31 protein-coding genes and 1 pseudogene are annotated in these 18,652 nt (G+C 67.6%); 1 reads left to right on the top strand and 31 read right to left on the bottom strand.

The window, feature by feature from the left end:
* The 29 genes and pseudogenes from ACWC91_RS26750 to rpsJ all read right to left on the bottom strand — a co-directional run.
* A pseudogene (locus ACWC91_RS26750) lies at positions 1–374 on the bottom strand (DNA-directed RNA polymerase subunit alpha); the annotation flags it as partial.
* A gap of 147 nt (positions 375–521) precedes the next feature.
* Positions 522–926 carry a 30S ribosomal protein S11 gene (gene rpsK, locus ACWC91_RS26745; protein WP_003956432.1) on the bottom strand — a complete coding sequence of 135 codons (405 nt, stop codon included), beginning with the start codon at positions 924–926 and terminating at the stop codon, positions 522–524.
* 69 nt (positions 927–995) lie between these two features.
* Positions 996–1,376 carry a 30S ribosomal protein S13 gene (gene rpsM / locus ACWC91_RS26740; RefSeq protein WP_225077987.1) on the bottom strand — a complete coding sequence of 127 codons (381 nt, stop codon included), beginning with the start codon at positions 1,374–1,376 and terminating at the stop codon, positions 996–998.
* A 197-nt stretch (positions 1,377–1,573) separates the two neighbouring features.
* The gene (gene rpmJ, locus ACWC91_RS26735; RefSeq protein ID WP_003974245.1) at positions 1,574–1,687 is read right to left on the bottom strand and encodes a 50S ribosomal protein L36; all 114 of its coding nucleotides are present in this window, start codon (positions 1,685–1,687) and stop codon (positions 1,574–1,576) included.
* A 66-nt stretch (positions 1,688–1,753) separates the two neighbouring features.
* Positions 1,754–1,975 (bottom strand): translation initiation factor IF-1, encoded by a 222-nt coding sequence (gene infA / locus ACWC91_RS26730; protein ID WP_004927214.1) that lies wholly within the window; start codon positions 1,973–1,975, stop codon positions 1,754–1,756.
* 193 nt (positions 1,976–2,168) lie between these two features.
* A complete protein-coding gene (gene map / locus ACWC91_RS26725) occupies positions 2,169–3,005 on the bottom strand; it encodes a type I methionyl aminopeptidase (protein ID WP_141359364.1) in 837 nt (278 codons plus the stop codon).
* Positions 3,006–3,226: 221 nt separating this feature from the next.
* Positions 3,227–3,877, bottom strand: a complete 651-nt coding sequence (locus tag ACWC91_RS26720) for an adenylate kinase (RefSeq protein ID WP_225077988.1) — start codon at positions 3,875–3,877, stop codon at positions 3,227–3,229.
* Positions 3,877–5,190: a preprotein translocase subunit SecY gene (secY, locus tag ACWC91_RS26715; protein WP_225078168.1), complete on the bottom strand. Its 1,314-nt coding sequence runs from the start codon at positions 5,188–5,190 to the stop codon at positions 3,877–3,879. Before secY ends, ACWC91_RS26720 begins: the two co-directional genes overlap by 1 nt.
* Before the next feature lie 168 nt (positions 5,191–5,358).
* A complete protein-coding gene (gene rplO / locus ACWC91_RS26710) occupies positions 5,359–5,814 on the bottom strand; it encodes a 50S ribosomal protein L15 (protein WP_141359368.1) in 456 nt (151 codons plus the stop codon).
* Positions 5,815–5,816: 2 nt separating this feature from the next.
* Positions 5,817–5,999: a 50S ribosomal protein L30 gene (gene rpmD, locus ACWC91_RS26705; protein ID WP_141359369.1), complete on the bottom strand. Its 183-nt coding sequence runs from the start codon at positions 5,997–5,999 to the stop codon at positions 5,817–5,819.
* The gene (gene rpsE, locus ACWC91_RS26700) at positions 5,999–6,604 is read right to left on the bottom strand and encodes a 30S ribosomal protein S5 (protein WP_141359370.1); all 606 of its coding nucleotides are present in this window, start codon (positions 6,602–6,604) and stop codon (positions 5,999–6,001) included. Before rpsE ends, rpmD begins: the two co-directional genes overlap by 1 nt.
* Positions 6,605–6,644: 40 nt before the next feature.
* A complete protein-coding gene (gene rplR / locus ACWC91_RS26695; RefSeq protein ID WP_059127182.1) occupies positions 6,645–7,028 on the bottom strand; it encodes a 50S ribosomal protein L18 in 384 nt (127 codons plus the stop codon).
* A gap of 3 nt (positions 7,029–7,031) precedes the next feature.
* On the bottom strand, positions 7,032–7,571 hold the full coding sequence (rplF, locus tag ACWC91_RS26690) for a 50S ribosomal protein L6 (RefSeq protein WP_225077990.1): 540 nt from the start codon (positions 7,569–7,571) through the stop codon (positions 7,032–7,034).
* 24 nt (positions 7,572–7,595) lie between these two features.
* Positions 7,596–7,994, bottom strand: a complete 399-nt coding sequence (gene rpsH / locus ACWC91_RS26685; protein WP_014674378.1) for a 30S ribosomal protein S8 — start codon at positions 7,992–7,994, stop codon at positions 7,596–7,598.
* A 212-nt stretch (positions 7,995–8,206) separates the two neighbouring features.
* A complete protein-coding gene (locus ACWC91_RS26680) occupies positions 8,207–8,392 on the bottom strand; it encodes a type Z 30S ribosomal protein S14 (protein ID WP_003948630.1) in 186 nt (61 codons plus the stop codon).
* A 5-nt stretch (positions 8,393–8,397) separates the two neighbouring features.
* Positions 8,398–8,955 (bottom strand): 50S ribosomal protein L5, encoded by a 558-nt coding sequence (rplE, locus tag ACWC91_RS26675; protein WP_116148543.1) that lies wholly within the window; start codon positions 8,953–8,955, stop codon positions 8,398–8,400.
* Positions 8,955–9,278 carry a 50S ribosomal protein L24 gene (gene rplX, locus ACWC91_RS26670; RefSeq protein WP_030967306.1) on the bottom strand — a complete coding sequence of 108 codons (324 nt, stop codon included), beginning with the start codon at positions 9,276–9,278 and terminating at the stop codon, positions 8,955–8,957. The genes rplE and rplX overlap by 1 nt, the downstream gene beginning before the upstream one ends.
* A 2-nt stretch (positions 9,279–9,280) precedes the next feature.
* On the bottom strand, positions 9,281–9,649 hold the full coding sequence (gene rplN, locus ACWC91_RS26665; RefSeq protein WP_003998823.1) for a 50S ribosomal protein L14: 369 nt from the start codon (positions 9,647–9,649) through the stop codon (positions 9,281–9,283).
* A gap of 214 nt (positions 9,650–9,863) precedes the next feature.
* Positions 9,864–10,148 (bottom strand): 30S ribosomal protein S17, encoded by a 285-nt coding sequence (gene rpsQ / locus ACWC91_RS26660; protein WP_141359372.1) that lies wholly within the window; start codon positions 10,146–10,148, stop codon positions 9,864–9,866.
* Positions 10,148–10,372, bottom strand: a complete 225-nt coding sequence (gene rpmC / locus ACWC91_RS26655; protein ID WP_018564811.1) for a 50S ribosomal protein L29 — start codon at positions 10,370–10,372, stop codon at positions 10,148–10,150. Before rpmC ends, rpsQ begins: the two co-directional genes overlap by 1 nt.
* Complete coding sequence (gene rplP / locus ACWC91_RS26650; RefSeq protein ID WP_009190136.1) at positions 10,372–10,791, bottom strand: 50S ribosomal protein L16; 420 nt, start codon at positions 10,789–10,791, stop codon at positions 10,372–10,374. The genes rpmC and rplP overlap by 1 nt, the downstream gene beginning before the upstream one ends.
* 5 nt (positions 10,792–10,796) lie before the next feature.
* On the bottom strand, positions 10,797–11,627 hold the full coding sequence (rpsC, locus tag ACWC91_RS26645; RefSeq protein ID WP_100569745.1) for a 30S ribosomal protein S3: 831 nt from the start codon (positions 11,625–11,627) through the stop codon (positions 10,797–10,799).
* On the bottom strand, positions 11,627–11,974 hold the full coding sequence (rplV, locus tag ACWC91_RS26640; RefSeq protein ID WP_225077991.1) for a 50S ribosomal protein L22: 348 nt from the start codon (positions 11,972–11,974) through the stop codon (positions 11,627–11,629). Before rplV ends, rpsC begins: the two co-directional genes overlap by 1 nt.
* Before the next feature lie 42 nt (positions 11,975–12,016).
* Positions 12,017–12,298, bottom strand: a complete 282-nt coding sequence (gene rpsS / locus ACWC91_RS26635) for a 30S ribosomal protein S19 (protein WP_018543910.1) — start codon at positions 12,296–12,298, stop codon at positions 12,017–12,019.
* 12 nt (positions 12,299–12,310) lie between these two features.
* Complete coding sequence (gene rplB / locus ACWC91_RS26630) at positions 12,311–13,147, bottom strand: 50S ribosomal protein L2 (protein WP_141359375.1); 837 nt, start codon at positions 13,145–13,147, stop codon at positions 12,311–12,313.
* A 40-nt stretch (positions 13,148–13,187) separates the two neighbouring features.
* Positions 13,188–13,607, bottom strand: a complete 420-nt coding sequence (rplW, locus tag ACWC91_RS26625) for a 50S ribosomal protein L23 (RefSeq protein ID WP_141359376.1) — start codon at positions 13,605–13,607, stop codon at positions 13,188–13,190.
* Positions 13,607–14,263, bottom strand: a complete 657-nt coding sequence (rplD, locus tag ACWC91_RS26620; protein WP_225077992.1) for a 50S ribosomal protein L4 — start codon at positions 14,261–14,263, stop codon at positions 13,607–13,609. The genes rplW and rplD overlap by 1 nt, the downstream gene beginning before the upstream one ends.
* A gap of 8 nt (positions 14,264–14,271) precedes the next feature.
* Positions 14,272–14,916 (bottom strand): 50S ribosomal protein L3, encoded by a 645-nt coding sequence (rplC, locus tag ACWC91_RS26615; protein WP_100569740.1) that lies wholly within the window; start codon positions 14,914–14,916, stop codon positions 14,272–14,274.
* A 17-nt stretch (positions 14,917–14,933) separates the two neighbouring features.
* Entirely contained in the window at positions 14,934–15,242 is a 309-nt protein-coding gene (rpsJ, locus tag ACWC91_RS26610; RefSeq protein ID WP_003948644.1) for a 30S ribosomal protein S10, read from the bottom strand.
* A 611-nt stretch (positions 15,243–15,853) separates the two neighbouring features.
* On the opposite strand from rpsJ, the gene ACWC91_RS26605 reads away from it, so the two are divergent.
* A complete protein-coding gene (locus ACWC91_RS26605; protein ID WP_450641848.1) occupies positions 15,854–16,216 on the top strand; it encodes a hypothetical protein in 363 nt (120 codons plus the stop codon).
* A 138-nt stretch (positions 16,217–16,354) separates the two neighbouring features.
* On the opposite strand, the gene ACWC91_RS26600 is transcribed toward ACWC91_RS26605, so the two are convergent.
* Positions 16,355–17,713, bottom strand: a complete 1,359-nt coding sequence (locus tag ACWC91_RS26600; RefSeq protein WP_376500836.1) for a pyridoxal phosphate-dependent decarboxylase family protein — start codon at positions 17,711–17,713, stop codon at positions 16,355–16,357.
* Positions 17,714–17,830: 117 nt separating this feature from the next.
* Positions 17,831–18,604 (bottom strand): FadR/GntR family transcriptional regulator, encoded by a 774-nt coding sequence (locus ACWC91_RS26595; RefSeq protein ID WP_225077995.1) that lies wholly within the window; start codon positions 18,602–18,604, stop codon positions 17,831–17,833.
* Positions 18,605–18,652: the final 48 nt, after the last annotated feature.

Genomic DNA, 18,652 nt, shown 5'->3' with positions numbered 1-18,652 from the left:
AGGACCAGGTCGGGGTTGTGCACCTCGACACCGGCCGGCGGCGCGATGTCGGCGGCGGTGACCAGACCCGGGCCCTGCTTGCGCAGGTACATCACGACCGGCTCGTCGTGCTCCGAGGAGACGACCAGCTGCTTGATGTTGAGGATCAGGTCGGTGACGTCCTCCTTGACGCCCGGCACGGTGGTGAACTCGTGCAGGACGCCGTCGATGCGGATGCTGGTGACAGCAGCGCCGGGGATCGACGACAGGAGGGTGCGGCGGAGGGAGTTGCCGAGGGTGTAGCCGAAGCCCGGCTCCAGCGGCTCGATCACGAACCGGGAGCGGAACTCGTCGACGACCTCTTCGGTCAACGAGGGTCGCTGAGCGATCAGCATGTGCGGATCAGATCCTTCAGTCGTGGGCGCCCGCTATATGACGCCCGACAGGGCCGCACCAGAAAAAAGGTGCGGGTACTGCAAGGGTACGGGCGGCACGGCCCAAAAGGGCCGTACCGCCCGGAAACCGGCGTGAAGCAGCCGTGCTCAGACGCGGCGGCGCTTCGGCGGGCGGCAGCCGTTGTGCGGGGTCGGGGTGACGTCCTGGATGGAGCCGACCTCGAGACCGGTGGCCTGCAGGGAGCGGATCGCGGTCTCACGGCCGGAGCCCGGACCCTTGACGAACACGTCGACCTTGCGCATGCCGTGCTCCTGGGCGCGGCGCGCGGCCGACTCGGCGGCCATCTGCGCGGCGAACGGCGTGGACTTCCGGGAGCCCTTGAAGCCGACGTGGCCGGCGGAGGCCCAGGAGATCACGTTGCCGGACGGGTCGGTGATCGAAACGATGGTGTTGTTGAACGTGCTCTTGATGTGCGCGTGGCCGTGAGCGACGTTCTTCTTTTCCTTGCGGCGCACCTTCTTGGCAGCGCCCTGACGTCCCTTGGGGGGCATGTCGAAAACTCCTACGGGAGGTGGTCGGTCCTACAGCGAAGACCGCTGGACGGCGAGTGTCGCTGCGGACTACTTCTTGCCCGGCTTCTTCTTGCCGGCGATGGCGCGACGCGGGCCCTTGCGGGTGCGGGCGTTGGTGCTGGTGCGCTGACCGCGGACGGGCAGACCGCGGCGGTGACGCAGACCCTGGTAGCAGCCGATCTCGACCTTGCGGCGGATGTCGGCCTGGATCTCGCGACGGAGGTCACCCTCGGTCTTGATGTTGTTGTCGACGTACTCGCGGATCGCGACGAGCTGCTCCTCGGAGAGGTCGCGAACGCGGGTGTTCGGGTCGATGTCGGTGGCGGCCAGCGTCTGCTGGGAGAGGGTCCGGCCGATGCCGAACACGTAGGTGAGGGCGACCTCCACGCGCTTTTCGCGCGGGATGTCAACACCGGAAACGCGTGCCATTCAATGGCTCCAGTTGATCTTCGGAGGTCTTCCGCAGGACCGATTCCCGGCCGCCGTACCAGGTACGAACCGGGTCCCCGGCCTCCGAACCGGGGGTGTCGAGCCGCGCCGCGGCTCGGGTCCTGCGTATGAACATATTCAGCTCGCGTCGCGCGAATCTCTGCGATGAGAGTGCAGAGGGTGCGGTCGCTCGTGCGTCAGCCCTGGCGCTGCTTGTGGCGCGGGTTGTCGCAGATGACCATGACCCGGCCGTGACGGCGGATCACCCTGCACTTGTCGCAGATCTTCTTGACGCTCGGCTTGACCTTCATGGGATGTGAGGTTCTCCGGGTCAGTTGCCGGCGGCCCCCCGGTGGAACGTGGAGCCTGGGCAAGATCTACTTGTACCGGTAGACGATCCGGCCACGCGTGAGGTCGTACGGAGAAAGCTCCACCACGACCCGGTCGTCAGGGAGGATGCGGATGTAGTGCATGCGCATCTTGCCGCTGATGTGTGCCAGGACCTGGTGGCCGTTCTGGAGCTCGACCCTGAACATGGCGTTCGGCAGAGACTCGACGACAGTGCCCTCGATCTCGATGGCACCTTGCTTCTTGGCCACGCTTCGCCCTTCGAATCGACTACCTTGATCGACCCCATGTCCCGCATGCGGACATGCGAATACATGAGAGCCGACGAGTCAGTCTACGTCAGCCCTCCGCGAAAGACGAATCGAGAAAGTCTGCCCCAGCTTCGAGATCATCATGCGGCCGGGTCCGACCCGGACCGGCGGCCGTAAGGCGGGCGGAACTCTTTCAGGCCAGCGGGTCCGGCGCGGCCGTGATGCCGTACTCGGCCAGCTTCGCCTTGCCGCCGTCCGGGGCCGTCAGGACCAGGGGACCCTGTTCGGTCAGGGCCACCGAGTGCTCCCAGTGGGAGGACCAGGTGCCGTCCGTGGTGATGACCGTCCAGTCGTCCTCGAGGACGTGGGTCTTCGGGGTGCCCAGGGAGACCATGGGCTCGATGGCCAGGCAGAAGCCGGGGACCAGCTTCGGGCCCTTGCCGCGCCGCCGGTCGACGTAGTTGAGCAGGTGCGGGTCCATGTGCATCTCGGTGCCGATGCCGTGGCCGCCGTAGTCCTCGATGATCCCGTAGCGACCGCCGCCCGGCTTCGGCTGGCGGCGGATGTACGTCTCGACGGCGCGGGAGATGTCGACCAGCCGGTTGCCCTGCTTCATGGCGGCGATGCCGGCCCACATCGACTCCTCGGTCACCCGGGAGAGCTCGACCAGCTCCGGGGAGTGACCGGAGCCGACGAACGCGGTGAAGGCCGCGTCGCCGTGCCAGCCGTCGATGATCGCGCCGCAGTCGATGGAGATGACGTCCCCGTCCTTGAGGACGACGTCGTCGGAGGGGATGCCGTGGACGACGACCTCGTTCACGGAGGTGCAGATCGTCGCGGGGAAGCCGCCGTAGCCGAGGAAGTTCGGCTTGGCGTTGTGCTCGGCGAGCACCTTGCGGGCCACCTGGTCCAGGTCCTTGGTGGTCGCCCCGGGCACGGCCGCCTCCCTGGTGGCCGCGTGGATGGCGGCGACGACCAGCCCCGCCGCACGCATCTTGGCGATCTGCTCGGGGGACTTGATCTGCACCATGGGGACTACGGCCTTTCTGGGACCGGAAGGAAGACGGACGCGTTCAACAATGACGGACGCGTTCAACAATACGGGGGGCGGAACCGGACCCGTCCAGCATGCGGGAACGAGGCCGTCCAGGGCGGTGCGGGCGTCCGGGGCACGGCCCGGGGGACGGCCGCACCGGCGCCGTGCACACGTCGGCCGCGGCCCCCAGGGGGAACCGCGGCCGAGCAGCGCGGTCAGTCGCGCTTCAGCGCCTCCAGCGCGCGCTGCGTGATCTCGTCCACCGGACCGAGCGAGGAGATCGTCACGACCAGGCCCTGCGCCCGGTAGTAGTCGATGATCGGCTCGGTCTGCGTGTGGTAGACCTCCAGCCGCTTGCGCACGGTCTCCTCGGAGTCGTCGTCCCGCTGGTACAGCTCACCGCCGCAGACGTCGCAGACGCCCTCCTTCTTCGGCGGGCTGTACGTCTCGTGGAAGACGTGCGCCGAGTCGTTGCGGCAGGTGCGGCGACCCGCGATGCGCTTGACGACCTCGTCCTCGGGGACCTCGAGGTCGAGGACCGCGTCCAGCTTCATGCCCTCGCCCTGGAGCAGCTTGTCCAGCGCCTCGGCCTGCGACACATTGCGCGGGAAACCGTCCAGCAGGAAGCCGCCCTCGGCGTCGGGCTGCTCCATGCGGTCCTTGGCCATCGCGATGGTGACCTCGTCGGGCACCAGGTTTCCGGCGTCCATGTAGGACTTCGCGAGCTTGCCGAGCTCCGTCTGCCGACTGATGTTGGCGCGGAACAGGTCACCGGTGGAGATGTGCGGAATGCTCAGCTTCCCGGCCAGGCGCGTCGCCTGTGTTCCTTTGCCGGCACCCGGCGGTCCGACGAGGACGATTCGCATCAGCGGAGGAACCCTTCATAATTGCGCTGCTGGAGCTGGCTCTCGATCTGCTTCACCGTCTCGAGTCCGACACCCACGATGATGAGGATGCTGGTCCCGCCGAAGGGGAAGTTCTGGTTCGCCCCGAAGCCGACCAACGCCATTGTCGGTACGAGAGCGATCAGGCCCAGATACAGCGAACCCGGCCAGGTGATCCGGTTGAGCACGTACGAAAGGTACTCAGCGGTCGGTCGGCCAGCCCGGATGCCCGGGATGAAGCCACCATACTTCTTCATGTTGTCGGCGACTTCTTCGGGGTTGAAGGAGATCGCCACATAGAAGAAGGCGAAGAACACGATGAGCAAGAAGTACATCGTGATGTAGATCGGGTGGTCGCCCTTGGTCAGGTTCTGCTGAACCCAGGTCTTCCATCCGGAGTTGCCCCCGGAGAACTGGGCGATGAGCGCCGGAATGTAGAGCAGCGACGACGCGAAGATGACGGGGATCACGCCCGCCTGGTTGACCTTCAGCGGGATGTACGTCGACGTACCACCGTAGGAACGGCGGCCGATCATGCGCTTGGCGTACTGCACCGGAATTCGGCGCTGTGCCTGTTCGACGAAGACGACCAGGCCGACCATGACCAGGCCGACGAGGATGACGGTGCCGAATTCGATCCAGCCCTCGGCGAGCTTGCCCTGCTTCTTGATGGCCCACAGAGCGGACGGGAAAGTGGCGGCGATCGAGATGAACATCAGGATCGACATGCCGTTGCCGATACCGCGGTCGGTGATGAGCTCACCGAGCCACATGACCGTGGCCGTGCCGGCGGTCATGACGATCACCATGACGATCGTGTTGAAGATCGCCTGGTTCGGGACGATGTTCCCGGCCGCCGAGCACCCGGAGAACAGGGCGCCGCTGCGGGCGGTGGCCACCAGGCCGGTGCCCTGGAGGATGGCCAGCGCGACCGTCAGGTAACGGGTGTACTGGGTGATCTTCGCGGTGCCGGCCTGGCCCTCCTTCTTGAGGGCCTCCAACCGCGGGATCACCACGGTCAGCAGCTGAAGGATGATGCTCGCCGTGATGTACGGCATGATGCCCAGAGCGAAGATCGTGATCTGCAGCAGCGCACCGCCGCTGAACATGTTCACCAGGCCGAAGAGACCCTGGTTGCCCGAGGCCTCGCTGACACACTGCTGAACGGCCTTGTAGTTGACACCCGGGATCGGGATGTGGGTACCGACGCGGTACACCACGATGATGCCGAGCGTGAAGAGCAGCTTCTTGCGCAGGTCGGGCGTCCTGAACGCCCGGGCGAAGCCGGTGAGCACGGTGCCTCCTGCGACCCCGCGCAAGTGCGTCAGGGTGACGGTGGTGAGGTTCGACGATAAATAACGGTGCAGGCCACCTTACCGGCGATACTGCCTCCCGTGGAACGACCAACCGGGGATACCTCATTGTGAGGTACCCCCGGTCGGGACCGCTTTACGTCATCGGGCTCAGACGAGCTCGGTGACAGAACCGCCGGCGGCGGTGATCTTCTCCTTGGCGGAGCCGGAGACGGCGTCCACCGTCACCTGCAGCGCCACGGAGACCTCGCCCTGGCCGAGGACCTTGACCAGGCTGTTCTTGCGAACGGCACCCTTGGCCACCAGGTCCTCGACCGTGACCTCGCCACCCTCGGGGTAGAGCGCGGCCAGCTTGTCGAGGTTCACGACCTGGAACTCGGTCTTGAACGGGTTCTTGAAGCCCTTCAGCTTCGGGAGACGCATGTGCAGCGGCATCTGGCCGCCCTCGAAGCTCTCCGGAACCTGGTAGCGGGCCTTGGTGCCCTTGGTACCACGACCGGCCGTCTTACCCTTGGACGCCTCACCACGACCCACACGGGTCTTGGCGGTCTTGGCGCCCGGGGCGGGACGGAGGTTGTGGATCTTCAGCGGGTTCTGCTCCGCCATGATCAGTCGACCTCCTCGACCGTCACGAGGTGGCGGACGGTGTGCACCATGCCGCGGAACTCGGGGCGGTCCTCCTTGACGACCACGTCACCCAGGCGCTTCAGGCCCAGGGTACGCAGGGTGTCACGGTGGTTCTGCTTGCTGCCGATGTAGGACTTCGTCTGCGTGATCTTGAGCTGCGCCATCACGCACCCGCCCCTGCACGCGCACGCAGCAGAGCCGCGGGAGCGACATCCTCGAGCGGCAGACCACGGCGGGCCGCGACCTCCTCGGGACGCTGCAGGCCCTTCAGGGCCTGAACGGTCGCGTGCACGATGTTGATCTGGTTGTCGGAGCCGAGCGACTTCGACAGGATGTCGTGGATACCGGCGCACTCGAGCACGGCGCGCACCGGGCCACCGGCGATAACGCCGGTACCGGGGGACGCGGGCTTGAGCAGCACGACGCCGGCAGCCTTCTCACCCTGGATCGGGTGCGGGATGGTGCCCTGGATCCGGGGGACCTTGAAGAAGTGCTTCTTGGCCTCCTCAACACCCTTGGCGATGGCGGCCGGCACCTCCTTGGCCTTGCCGTATCCGACACCCACGGTGCCGTCACCGTCGCCCACCACGACCAGCGCGGTGAAGCTGAAGCGACGACCACCCTTCACAACCTTGGCGACGCGGTTGATCGCGACGACGCGCTCAACGTACGCGGTCTTCTCGGCGGCAGCTGCGCCGCCGTCACGGCCCTTCCGGTCCCGCCGCTCGCCGCCACCGGCACCGCCACCGCGGCGCTGGGGTCCAGCCATTGGAATTACCTCTCTCTGTTTCCGCTAGCTCGGAACCGGCTCAGAACTTCAGGCCGGCTTCGCGGGCGGCGTCCGCCAGGGCGGCGATGCGCCCGGCGTACTGGTTGCCACCACGGTCGAACACGACAGCCTCGACGCCGGCGGCCTTGGCGCGCTCGGCGACCAGGGCGCCGACCTGCTTGGCCTGCGCGGACTTGTCGCCCTCGCCACCGCGGACCGACGTGTCCAGCGTGGACGCCGACGCCAGGGTGTGGCCCTTGAGGTCGTCGATCACCTGCGCCACGATGTGGCGGTTCGAGCGGGTCACGACCAGACGGGGACGCTCCGCCGTACCGGAGATCCGCTTGCGGATCCGGATGTGACGGCGCTTGATCGCGGCGCGCTTGTAGGCGTCGCCCTTGAGGATCTTCTGCCCGTATGCCATGGCTTACTTACCCGCCTTTCCGACCTTGCGGCGGATGACTTCGCCCTCGTACCTGACGCCCTTGGCCTTGTACGGGTCGGGCTTGCGCAGCTTGCGGATGTTGGCCGCAACCTCGCCGACCTTCTGCTTGTCGATGCCCTCGACCTGGAAGCGGGTCGGGGTCTCCACCTTGAAGGTGATGCCCTCGGGCGCCTCGATGGTGATCGGGTGGCTGTAGCCGAGCGCGAACTCCAGGTTCGAACCCTTGGCCGTCACGCGGTAACCGACACCGCTGATCTCGAGCTTCTTCACGTAACCCTGGGTCACGCCGGTGATCATGTTCGCCACCAGCGTGCGGGACAGGCCGTGCAGGGCCTTGTTCTGACGCTCGTCGTTGGGGCGGGTCACCTGCAGGGTGCCGTCCTCGCCCTTGGCGATCTCGATCGGCGCCACGACGGTGTGGGTCAGCGTGCCCTTGGGGCCCTTGACCGCGACCGTACGGCCGTCGATGGTGACGTCCACGCCGGCGGGAACCGCGATGGGGAGCTTGCCGATGCGCGACATAGCTGTTTCCTCCGTTCCCTTCCGCTACCAGACGTAGGCGAGGACTTCCCCACCCACGCCCTTCTTGCCGGCCTGCTTGTCGGTGAGGAGCCCGTGGGACGTGGAGATGATCGCCACGCCGAGGCCGCCGAGCACCTTCGGCAGGTTGGTGGACTTCGCGTACACCCGGAGACCGGGCTTGGAGATCCGCTTGATGCCCGCGATGGAGCGCTCACGGTTGGGGCCGAACTTCAGCTCCAGGACGAGGTTCTTGCCGACCTCGGCGTCCTCGACCTTCCAGCCCGTGATGAAGCCCTCCTGCTGGAGGATCTCCGCGATGTGCGACTTGATCTTCGAGTGCGGCATCGACACGCTGTCGTGGTATGCCGAGTTCGCGTTCCGCAGACGCGTAAGCATGTCTGCGATCGGATCAGTCATGGTCATGAATTGGCCTTCGGCCTCTCTCGCCGGGGTTTCCTGGTGCGCCATCCCTCTCCCCGATCCGAGACGGGACGGGTGCGGCGCGGTGGACCTACGGCGTAGTAAGTCGTAAGGGCGCGGCAGGCGCCCAACCCCACAAGCCTAAGGCATGTGAGGTGGGCCTCCTGCCGACCCCAGTTGCTTACCGAGAGTCCTGGTTCAACCCAAGTGGGCTGTTACCAGGAACTCTTGGTCACGCCCGGCAGCTCGCCACGGTGAGCCATCTCACGAAGGCACACGCGGCACAGGCCGAACTTGCGGTACACGGAGTGCGGACGGCCGCAGCGCTGGCAGCGGGTGTAGCCACGCACACCGAACTTGGGCTTGCGAGCAGCCTTGGCAATCAGAGCCTTCTTCGCCATCTCGCTCACGCCTCCTTGAACGGGAAGCCGAGGTGACGAAGGAGCGCGCGGCCCTCAGCGTCGTTGGTCGCCGTGGTGACCACGGTGATGTCCATGCCCCGGGTACGGTCGATCTTGTCCTGGTCGATCTCGTGGAACATGACCTGCTCCGTGAGACCGAAGGTGTAGTTGCCACGGCCGTCGAACTGCTTGGGGGACAGGCCACGGAAGTCGCGGATGCGCGGCAGCGCGAGCGACAGGGTGCGGTCCAGGAACTCCCACATGCGGTCGCCACGGAGCGTGACGTGGGCACCGATCGGCTGGCCCTCACGCAGCTTGAACTGCGCGATGGACTTGCGGGCCTTGGTGACCTGCGGCTTCTGGCCGGTGATCGTGGTGAGGTCGCGGATGGCGCCCTCGATCAGCTTCGAGTCACGGGCGGCGTCGCCGACACCCATGTTGACCACGATCTTGACGAGACCGGGAATCTGCATGACGTTCTCGTACTTGAACTCGTCACGCATCTTGCCCGCGATCTCCTCGCGGTACTTCTGCTTCAGACGCGGAGTGGTGGTGGTAGCCATCAGATGTCCTCACCCGTCCGCTTGGCAACGCGGATCTTGTTGCCTTCGTCGTCGAAGCGGTAACCGACACGCGTGACGACCTTGTTGCCGTCCTTCTCAACGACCAGCTGGACGTTGGAGACGTGGACGGGCGCCTCGGTCGTGACGATGCCGCCGGCCTGCGAACCGCGAGCGGTCGGGCCGGCCTTGGTGTGCTTCTTGACCCGGTTGACACCCTCGACCAGGACCCGGTCCTCGCGGGGGTAGGCCGCGATGACCTTGCCCTGCTTGCCCTTGTCCTTACCGGTGATGACCTGGACCAGGTCGCCCTTCTTGATCTTCATGCTTACAGCACCTCCGGCGCGAGCGAGATGATCTTCATGAACTTCTTCTCGCGCAGCTCACGGCCGACCGGGCCGAAGATGCGGGTGCCGCGAGGGTCGCCGTCGTTCTTCAGAATGACGGCGGCGTTCTCGTCGAAGCGGATGTACGAGCCGTCCGGACGGCGGCGCTCCTTGACGGTGCGAACGATGACCGCCTTGACGACGTCACCCTTCTTCACGTTGCCACCGGGGATCGCGTCCTTGACGGTGGCGACGATGACGTCACCGATGCCCGCGTAGCGGCGACCGGAGCCACCGAGCACACGGATGCAAAGGATCTCCTTCGCACCAGTGTTGTCGGCGACACGCAGTCGCGACTCCTGCTGGATCACGTCTATCTCCTGATTGTCTGCCGGTTCCCGGCGAGGTCCGTAAGTGACGTACGGACCTCGCCGAGCCTGGCGGAACCGTCCTGCGGGTAGCTCCCGCAGGAAATTACTTGTACCTCTGGAGGCGGAAACCCGCGCCGGGGACTTCGCCGGTTCCGGGCCGGGGCCCGGGGGCGGAGCCCCCAGCGGGGGTCAGCGGGGGCGGTGCCCCCGCTTCTTACTTCGCCTTCTCGAGGATCTCGACGACGCGCCAGCGCTTCGTCGCGGACAGCGGCCGGGTCTCCATCAGGAGGACGCGGTCGCCGATACCCGCGGCGTTCTGCTCGTCGTGCGCCTTGAGCTTCTCGGTACGGCGGATGACCTTGCCGTACAGCGCGTGCTTGACGCGGTCCTCGACGGCGACGACGACGGTCTTGTCCATCTTGTCGCTGACGACGAGACCCTCACGGGTCTTGCGGAAGCCGCGCGCCTCTGCGTTCTCAGTCACGTTCTTCTCGCTCATCAGGCGTTCTCCACCGTTTCGATGCCCAGCTCACGCTCGCGCATCAGGGTGTAGATCCGCGCGATGTCCTTGCGGACCGCCTTGAGACGGCCGTGGTTCTCGAGCTGCCCGGTCGCCGCCTGGAAACGGAGGTTGAACAGCTCTTCCTTGGCCTCGCGGAGCTTGCCCAGAAGCTCCTCGTTGCCCAGCTCGCGCAGCTCGGACGCCTTGGTACCGGCCGACATCACGCTTCACCTGCCTCGCGCTTGACGATCCGGCACTTCATCGGCAGCTTGTGGGCCGCACGGGTCAGCGCCTCACGGGCGATCTTCTCGTTCGGGTAGGACAGCTCGAACATCACCCGGCCGGGCTTGACGTTCGCGATCCACCACTCCGGCGAACCCTTACCGGAACCCATGCGGGTCTCGGCGGGCTTCTTGGTCAGCGGACGGTCCGGGTAGATGTTGATCCAGACCTTGCCGCCACGCTTGATGTGGCGGGTCATCGCGATACGAGCCGCCTCGATCTGGCGGTTCGTCACGTAGGCCGGGGTCAGCGCCTGGATGCCGTACTCGCCGAACGCAACCTGCGTTCCACCCTTGGACATACCGTTGCGCTTCGGGTGGTGCTGCTTGCGGTGCTTGACCCTACGGGGGATCAGCATTTCGGTCAGGCCTCCGTTCCGGTGCTCTCAGCCGGAGCGGCAGCGGCCGGAGCGTCGGCCTTGGGGGCCTCGGCGGCCGGAGCCGACTGCTGCTGCGGCTTGCGACCGCGCCGCTCGCCACCGCGGCCACCACGGGCCGGGCGGTCGGCGCCACCACGGGCCGGGCGGTTGCCCGCACGGGCGGCGGCGTTCTCGGCGCGGACCTCGGCGATGTTCTTGACGTCGCCCTTGTAGATCCAGACCTTCACACCGATGCGGCCGAAGGTCGTCTTGGCCTCGAAGAAGCCGTAGTCCACGTTCGCGCGGAGCGTGTGCAGGGGCACACGGCCCTCGCGGTAGAACTCCGAGCGGGACATCTCGGCGCCGCCGAGGCGGCCACCGCACTGGATCTTGATGCCCTTGGCGCCGGCCTTCATCGCCGACTGCATGCTCTTGCGCATGGCACGGCGGAAGGAGACGCGGGAGGAGAGCTGCTCGGCAACGGCCTGGGCCACCAGCTGAGCGTCCGTCTCGGGGTTCTTGACCTCGAGGATGTTCAGCTGGACCTGCTTGCCCGTGAGCTTCTCGAGGTCGCCGCGGATGCGGTCGGCCTCGGCGCCACGGCGGCCGATGACGATGCCCGGACGCGCGGTGTGGATGTCCACGCGGACACGGTCACGGGTGCGCTCGATCTCCACCTTGGAGATGCCGGCGCGCTCCATGCCGGACGTCATCATCCGACGGATGGCGACGTCTTCCTTGACGTAGTCCTTGTACAGCTTGTCGGCGTACCAACGCGACTTGAAGTCGGTCGTGACACCGAGCCGGAACCCATGCGGGTTTACCTTCTGGCCCATTACCGGGTTCCTTCCTTGCTGCTGACGACCACGGTGATGTGGCTGGTCCGCTTGCGGATCCGGTAGGCACGGCCCTGGGCACGCGGACGGAACCGCTTCAGGGTCGGGCCCTCGTCGACGTACGCCTCGGAGATGAACAGCGAGTCGACGTCGGAGTGGTCGTAGTTGTGCGCGGCGTTGGCGATGGCGCTGTCGAGCACCTTGCCAACCGGAACCGAGGCAGCCTGCGGAGCGAATCGCAGGACGGCCTGGGCCTCCGTGGCGTCCATGCCACGGATGAGGTCCACCACGCGGCGGGCCTTCATGGGCGTGACGCGGATGTACCGCGCCTGGGCCCTGGCTTCCATGGTTGTCCCTTCAGTTACTTACGTGTCTGAATGCGATCCGCTTTAGCGGCGCTTCGACTTCCGGTCATCCTTGACGTGACCCCGGAAGGTGCGCGTCGGCGAGAACTCGCCGAGCTTGTGGCCGACCATCGACTCGGTGACGAACACCGGGATGTGGGTCTTGCCGTTGTGCACCGCCAGCGTGTGGCCCAGCATGGCCGGGATGATCATCGAGCGGCGGGACCAGGTCTTGATGACGTTCTTGGTGCCGGCTTCGTTCTGGGCGTCCACCTTCTTGATCAGGTGGTCGTCGACGAAGGGCCCCTTCTTCAGGCTACGAGGCATCTCAACCCGTCCTTAGCGCTTCTTGTTCGTCTTGCGGCGGCGGACGATGTACTTGTTCGACGCCTTCTTGGGCGAACGAGTACGGCCTTCCTTCTTGCCCCACGGGGACACCGGGTGGCGGCCACCGGAGGTCCGGCCCTCACCACCACCGTGCGGGTGGTCCACCGGGTTCATGACCACACCACGGACGGACGGGCGGACGCCCAGCCACCGCTTACGGCCGGCCTTGCCCCAGTTGATGTTGCTCTGCTCGGCGTTGCCGACCTCGCCGACCGTGGCGCGGCAGCGCTGGTCGACCAGGCGGATCTCACCGGAGGGCATGCGGAGGTGGGCCATCGAGCCCTCCTTCGCGAGCAGCTGCACGGAGGCACCGGCGGAGCGGGCGAACTTGGCGCCGCCACCGGGACGGAGCTCGATCGCGTGGATCGTGGTACCGACCGGGATGTTGCGCAGCGCCAGGTTGTTGCCCGGCTTGATGTCGGCCGCGGGGCCGTTCTCGACGCGGTCGCCCTGCGACAGGCCGCGCGGCGCGAGGATGTAGCGCTTCTCGCCGTCGGCGTAGTGCAGCAGCGCGATACGCGCGGTGCGGTTGGGGTCGTACTCGATGTGCGCGACCTTCGCCGGCACGCCGTCCTTGTCGTGACGACGGAAGTCGATCACGCGGTAGGCGCGCTTGTGTCCGCCACCCTGGTGGCGAACGGTCACACGACCGGAATTGTTACGGCCGCCCTTGCTGTGCAGAGGACGGACCAGCGACTTCTCCGGCGTGGACCGCGTGACCTCGACGAAGTCGGCGACGCTGGCGCCACGACGGCCCGGCGTAGTCGGCTTGTACTTGCGGATTCCCATTTCTCAGTCCTCGTCCGATATCGGACGATCCGGACCGCCCTCAGGCGGTCGGACCGCCGAAGATGTCGATACGGTCGCCCTCGGCGAGGGTCACGATCGCTCGCTTGGTGGCGGCACGCTGACCGAAGCCGGTCTTGGTCCGCTTGCGCTTGCCCTGGCGGTTGATCGTGTTGACCCCGGTGACCTTGACGTCGAAGACCGCCTGGACGGCCTGCTTGATCTGGGTCTTGTTGGCGTTCGGGTCGACGATGAACGTGTACTTGTTCTCGTCGAGGAGCGCGTAGCTCTTCTCCGAGACGACCGGCTTCAGCAGGACGTCACGGAGGTCCGTGTACGACTTGCTCAGCGGGGTCTCGACGGTGTTCTTGCCCTCGGTGGCGTGGCGACGCGCCTTGGCGACGCGCGCGGCCTTGGCGGCCTTGGCGGCCTTCGAGGCGATAGCGGGGTGACGGATGGCCATCAGACCTCGCTCCCTTCGGTGTCGTTGGCCTGCGGGCCGGCGACGAAGGACTCGAAAGCGGCCTTGGTGAAGACCACGTCGTCCGAGACGAGAACGTCGTACGTGTTCAGCTGGCCCGGCTCCAGGATGTGGACCTGGGGCAGGTTGCGGGCGGACAGCCACGCGGCCTCGTCGGCGCGGTCGACGACCAGGAGCAGGTTCTTGCGCTCCGAGATCTTGCCGAACAGCGTCCGGGCGGCCTTGGTGGAGGCGGTCTCACCCTCGACCACGCCGGAGACGACGTGGATGCGGTTGTGGCGGGCCCGGTCGGTGAGGGCGTGGCGCAGGGCCGCGGCCTTCATCTTCTTCGGGGTCCGCTGGGAGTAGTCACGCGGCTGCGGGCCGTGGACGACGCCACCACCGGCGAACTGCGGCGCGCGGGTCGAACCCTGACGGGCGCGACCGGTGCCCTTCTGGCGGTACGGCTTCTTGCCACCGCCGCGGACCTCGCCACGAGTCTTGGTCTTGTGCGTGCCCTGACGGGCCGCGGCCAGCTGCGCGACGACGACCTGGTGGATCAGCGGGACGCTGACCTTCTCAACGCCGAAGATCTCCGCGGGGAGCTCGACGGTACCGGCCTTCTCGCCCGCCGGCGAAAGGATGTCAACAGTGCTCATCGGTTACCTCAGGCCCCCTTGGCCGCGGTGCGGACCAGGACGAGGCCGCCGTTCGGACCGGGAACCGCGCCCTTGATGAGCAGCAGACCCTTCTCCGCGTCAACGGCGTGGACGGTCAGGTTCTGGGTGGTGACCCGCTCGTTGCCCATGCGACCCGCCATGCGGAGGCCCTTGAACACACGGCCCGGCGTGGCGCAGCCGCCGATGGAACCGGGCGAGCGGTGCTTGCGCTGGGTGCCGTGCCCGGCGCCGAGGCCACGGAAGTTGTGGCGCTTCATGACGCCGGCGAAGCCCTTGCCCTTGCTCTTGCCGGTGACGTCGACCTTCACGCCGGCCTCGAACACCTCAGCGGTGATCTGCTGGCCGAGGGTGTACTCGGCGGCGTCCGCGGTGCGGATCTCGACGAGGTGACGACGGGGGGTGACGTCGGCCTTCGCGAAGTGACCCTTGAGGGGCTTGTTCACCTTGCGCGGGTCGATCTCGCCGAAGGCGATCTGGACCGACTCGTAGCCGTCGACGTCGTTCGTACGAACCTGGGTGACGACGTTGGGGCCGGCCTTGACGACGGTCACCGGGACGACACGGTTGTTCTCGTCCCAGACCTGCGTCATGCCGAGCTTCTCGCCCAGGATGCCCTTGATCTGCTTGGTCATCTCTCAGATCACCGGCCTCAGAGCTTGATCTCGATGTCGACACCGGCCGGGAGGTCGAGTCGCATCAGAGAGTCAACGGTCTTGGGGGTCGGGTCGAGGATGTCGATCAGGCGCTTGTGCGTGCGCATCTCGAAGTGCTCGCGCGAGTCCTTGTACTTGTGCGGCGACTTGATGACGCAGTACACGTTCTTCTCAGTGGGCAGCGGCACCGGGCCCGCGACCGACGCACCAGTACGGGTCACCGTCTCGACGATCTTCTTCGCCGAGGAGTCGATGACCTCGTGGTCGTAGGCCTTGAGCCGGATGCGGATCTTCTGTCCCGCCATGGCTACTCCGTAGTCCTGTCTCTTTATACGCTCCGGAACCCGATGTCCCTTCGACCCTCTCCGACCCACGCGGTCGGGCGTGTCGCGCTCCCGCTGACATGAATGCCCCTTGTTCGAACATCCTTCGGGATTGCACACGGCCCTACCGGTACCGCGAGCCGGGGGCGAAGGCCCACCGGGTGCCTGGTCTGTGTCGCACCCACGCTTCCCGGAAGATTCCCGTACGTCCGCCCCAGCGCTGCCGTGAGGCAGTTAGGGCGACGAGTACCGTGGGACTCGCTTCCAGTCCTCCCGGCGGGAGGCGCGCGGCATCAACGCTCGACCGAGCAACTCGGACAGTCTGCCACAGTGGGCCGGGGCCTGGCCAATCGAGCCGGGGATATTACCCCGCAGGTGACGCAGGTCAAACCAGCGGCCGCCCGGCGGCGCGGTCGGGCCAGGGTCGGGCGGCGACGGAACACGCGCACACCGACACGGGGGGACAGGGTGACGGCAGCCGACGCGAAGGGCACCGGGGAGCCGGCCGGTGCCGGTGGACACCGAAGGGCGGCGGGGCCGACGGGGTGCTCCGGGACGCCGAGCGCATGGAGAAGTGATCGACCGCCTGGGTGATGGTCGCGCTGGCGATGTGGGGCGCCCTCATGGTCCTGATGGTCTCCTCGTACGGCGCCGCCGCCTCCCTCTGGGGCTCCACCAGCGACCCGCGCCGCGAGGGGCCGCCGCTCGCCCCCTTCCAGCGGAACAGCTCCGTCTGCCACAGCGAACTGCGCCAGTGGCCGGCCCTCCTCGGCTCCCTGGCCCTGGCCGTCGTCCCGACCATCGTCGCGGCTGCGGTCACCGTCTACGCCAAGCCGCTGTCCCGCCTGGCCACGACGCTCGGCGGGACGGGCAGTCGAGGCGTCGGCTTTCCACTGTGTACGTCAATCCGGAGCACGAGGACCCGGCCGTGGCCAGGGAAGCCCTGCGGGAGCTGAGCACCGTCCTGGACGCGGCCATGAAGGCAGTACGTTCCTGAACCGGGCCTGGGAGTACGCCTTCGGGCGGAGGAGGCCGCCTGCCCCCGACCCGACCGCCTCGGGCCGGGCCGGCGGGGGGCCGGTCTGCCGTCGTCGTCAGTTGGCGGAGCCGGTCATGGTGGCGAGGATCTCGCGGACCGCGTCGAGGGTGATGCCGGGGTGGAGGAAGGCGAAGCGGGCCACCGTCTCTCCCTCCCAGACGGTGGGCGTCACGAAGGCGATCTGGCGTTCCAGCAGCTCCTTCGACCAGGCGTAGTAGTCGCCCTGGGTCCAGCCCGTGCGGCGGAACAGGACGACGGAGAGCTCGGGGTCGCGGATCAGTTCGAGGCCGTCGGCGGCGCGTATCAGGCGAGCCGACTCCAGGGCGACGCGGCGGGTCGCGTCGACGGCGTCACGGTAGGCGTCGGTGCCGTTGACGGCCAGGGAGAACCACAGCGGCAGGCCGCGGGGGCGCCGGGTGAGGTGGTAGGCGTAGTCGCTGGGGTTCCACTCCTGCGGGGCGTCGGTGTGGATGCAGTCCAGGTAGGAGGCGTCCTGGGTGTGCACGGCGCGGGCCAGGGCGGGGTCTCTGTAGAGGAGGGCGCCGCAGTCGAAGGGCGCGTACATCCACTTGTGCGGGTCGACGACCAGGGAGTCGGCGTGCTCGATGCCGGCGAACTTCTCGCGGAGCTCCGGGGAGAACAGCGCGCCGCCGCCGTAGGCCGCGTCGATGTGGAACCAGAGGCCGTACTCCCGGGCGACCTCGGCGATGCCGGTGAGGTCGTCGATGATGCCGGCGTTGGTGGTGCCGGCCGTGGCGACGACGGCGATGACGTCCTCGGGGGACGGGTCGGCGGCGAGGGCGGCGCGCACGGCCTCTCCGGTGAGGCGGTGGTCGTCGACCGGGACGACCAGGGCCTCCACGCCGATGATGCGCAGGGTGTTGCCGATCGAGGAGTGCGCCTGGGAGCTGACCGCGATCCGGGGGCGGGCGACCGGATCGCCGGCGGCGGTGCGGGCGGTGTCGCGGGCGACGACGAGGCCGGAGAGGTTGCCCGCCGAGCCGCCGCTCACGAAGCAGCCGCCCGCCTGGGCGGGCAGGCCGGCGAGGTCGGCGAGCAGCCGGAGCACCTGGTTCTCGGCGGCGATGGCGCCCGAGGCCTCCAGCCAGGACACACCGTGCAGGGAGGAGGCCGACAGCACCATGTCGAACAGGGCGGCGGCCTTGGTGGGGGCGCCGGGGATGAAGGAGAGGAAGCGCGGGCTGTCGCAGGAGACCACGGTGGGCTCGATGTGCTCGGCGTACAGGCGCAGCACGTCGTCGGCGGCCACGGGACCGCTGCCGATGGCCTCCTTGAGGGCGGTCTCGAGTTCCGCGGCGTCGCCGAGTCTGCCCAGCGGCACCGGGTCGAGGGCCAGGCGGTGCTGGACGTGGTCGATGACCACCTTGGTGAGCGCTTCGTCATGGCTGTGCACGGTGCCTCCGAGGGAACGCCTACGGTAATGGATCCCACCGGATCCATTACTGAAGCTAGCCCGCACCGCACTCCGGGTCAACACGCGCTCATTTGTCCGCCCCAGTCGGCCGTGCGGTCAGCCGTCGCCCTCCTCGTAGTGCGTCAGGAGGGCCAGGAACTGGTCGCGGGAGTCCGCCAGATGCTCTCGCATTCGGGCCTCGGCCGCCTCGGCGTCCCCGGCCAGGACCGCCAGCGCGATGGCACGGTGCTCGTCCCGGAAGACCTGGGCCAGGTCCTGGCCGCCCCGGTAGACCACGGACCAGTCCGAGTCCAGCCACAGCGAATTGGCCCGGACGAACATGTCCGTGCGGGCCCGCTCGACCGCCTCGCACAGCACCTCGTTGCCCCCGGCGGCGGCGATGGCCAGATGGAAGCGCGAGTCGACCCGGTGGTAGGCCCCGAGGTCGGCGACCTCCTCGTCGAGCATCCGCACCAGCGCGCGGCGGTCGGCGGTGGAGCCGCGCAGCGCGGCGAACGAGGCCGCGGCCGGCTCGATCGTCTGCCGGTACTCCATGTAGTCACGGATGGTCGCGCGGAAGTCCGCGGCGACGGCCGCCCGCTCCTGGACGGCGGCGGACGACGCGGCGGGTCGTACTCTGGTGCCACCGGAGCGTCCGTGGGTGGTGACCACCAGACCCTCCTCGGCAAGCTGCCGCACGGCCTGGCGCACGGTGTTGCGTCCCACGCCGAGAGCGGTGGCGAGGTCGCGTTCGGTGGGCATCCTGCTGCCGGGTTCGAAGCCGCCGAGCGCGATGCGCTTGCGCAGGATGTCGGTGACCACCTCCCAGGACGGAGGCCGCTGGGTCTGCTCGGCGAGCACCGGCTGACCCGCCCGGGTCTCCTTGGCCATCGCGCCAACTCCGTCCTCGGGTAAATGCCCGTTCAAAGAAATGGAATC

This window comes from Streptomyces sp. NPDC001204 (assembly GCF_053598035.1).
Note: the sequence above shows the minus strand (reverse complement) of the source record. Positions and strands in the feature narration are given on the sequence as shown.

Excerpts from the sequence above, each read along its gene's own strand:
- ACWC91_RS26605 (WP_450641848.1), top strand. The coding sequence starts at position 15,854 with ATGGTCGCGCTGGCGATGTGGGGCGCCCTCATGGTCCTGATGGTCTCC.
- rpsM (WP_225077987.1), bottom strand. The coding sequence starts at position 1,376 with ATGGCACGCGTTTCCGGTGTTGACATCCCGCGCGAAAAGCGCGTGGAG.
- rplO (WP_141359368.1), bottom strand. The coding sequence starts at position 5,814 with ATGGCGGAGCAGAACCCGCTGAAGATCCACAACCTCCGTCCCGCCCCG.
- rplW (WP_141359376.1), bottom strand. The coding sequence starts at position 13,607 with ATGGCCATCCGTCACCCCGCTATCGCCTCGAAGGCCGCCAAGGCCGCC.
- rpsQ (WP_141359372.1), bottom strand. The coding sequence starts at position 10,148 with ATGAGCGAGAAGAACGTGACTGAGAACGCAGAGGCGCGCGGCTTCCGC.
- rplE (WP_116148543.1), bottom strand. The coding sequence starts at position 8,955 with ATGGCTACCACCACCACTCCGCGTCTGAAGCAGAAGTACCGCGAGGAG.
- map (WP_141359364.1), bottom strand. The coding sequence starts at position 3,005 with ATGGTGCAGATCAAGTCCCCCGAGCAGATCGCCAAGATGCGTGCGGCG.
- rplC (WP_100569740.1), bottom strand. The coding sequence starts at position 14,916 with ATGACCAAGCAGATCAAGGGCATCCTGGGCGAGAAGCTCGGCATGACG.
- ACWC91_RS26595 (WP_225077995.1), bottom strand. The coding sequence starts at position 18,604 with ATGGCCAAGGAGACCCGGGCGGGTCAGCCGGTGCTCGCCGAGCAGACC.
- rpsK (WP_003956432.1), bottom strand. The coding sequence starts at position 926 with ATGCCCCCCAAGGGACGTCAGGGCGCTGCCAAGAAGGTGCGCCGCAAG.
- rpmJ (WP_003974245.1), bottom strand. The coding sequence starts at position 1,687 with ATGAAGGTCAAGCCGAGCGTCAAGAAGATCTGCGACAAGTGCAGGGTG.
- rplF (WP_225077990.1), bottom strand. The coding sequence starts at position 7,571 with ATGTCGCGCATCGGCAAGCTCCCCATCGCGGTTCCCGCCGGCGTGGAC.
- rpmD (WP_141359369.1), bottom strand. The coding sequence starts at position 5,999 with ATGGCGCAGCTCAAGATCACGCAGACGAAGTCCTACATCGGCAGCAAG.
- rplD (WP_225077992.1), bottom strand. The coding sequence starts at position 14,263 with ATGAGCACTGTTGACATCCTTTCGCCGGCGGGCGAGAAGGCCGGTACC.
- rplR (WP_059127182.1), bottom strand. The coding sequence starts at position 7,028 with ATGGCATACGGGCAGAAGATCCTCAAGGGCGACGCCTACAAGCGCGCC.
- rpsS (WP_018543910.1), bottom strand. The coding sequence starts at position 12,298 with ATGCCTCGTAGCCTGAAGAAGGGGCCCTTCGTCGACGACCACCTGATC.
- ACWC91_RS26720 (WP_225077988.1), bottom strand. The coding sequence starts at position 3,877 with ATGCGAATCGTCCTCGTCGGACCGCCGGGTGCCGGCAAAGGAACACAG.
- rplX (WP_030967306.1), bottom strand. The coding sequence starts at position 9,278 with ATGAAGATCAAGAAGGGCGACCTGGTCCAGGTCATCACCGGTAAGGAC.
- rpsE (WP_141359370.1), bottom strand. The coding sequence starts at position 6,604 with ATGGCTGGACCCCAGCGCCGCGGTGGCGGTGCCGGTGGCGGCGAGCGG.
- rplB (WP_141359375.1), bottom strand. The coding sequence starts at position 13,147 with ATGGGAATCCGCAAGTACAAGCCGACTACGCCGGGCCGTCGTGGCGCC.
- rpsH (WP_014674378.1), bottom strand. The coding sequence starts at position 7,994 with ATGACCATGACTGATCCGATCGCAGACATGCTTACGCGTCTGCGGAAC.
- rplV (WP_225077991.1), bottom strand. The coding sequence starts at position 11,974 with ATGGAAGCCAGGGCCCAGGCGCGGTACATCCGCGTCACGCCCATGAAG.
- ACWC91_RS26680 (WP_003948630.1), bottom strand. The coding sequence starts at position 8,392 with ATGGCGAAGAAGGCTCTGATTGCCAAGGCTGCTCGCAAGCCCAAGTTC.
- rplP (WP_009190136.1), bottom strand. The coding sequence starts at position 10,791 with ATGCTGATCCCCCGTAGGGTCAAGCACCGCAAGCAGCACCACCCGAAG.
- rpsC (WP_100569745.1), bottom strand. The coding sequence starts at position 11,627 with ATGGGCCAGAAGGTAAACCCGCATGGGTTCCGGCTCGGTGTCACGACC.
- rpmC (WP_018564811.1), bottom strand. The coding sequence starts at position 10,372 with ATGTCGGCCGGTACCAAGGCGTCCGAGCTGCGCGAGCTGGGCAACGAG.
- rpsJ (WP_003948644.1), bottom strand. The coding sequence starts at position 15,242 with ATGGCGGGACAGAAGATCCGCATCCGGCTCAAGGCCTACGACCACGAG.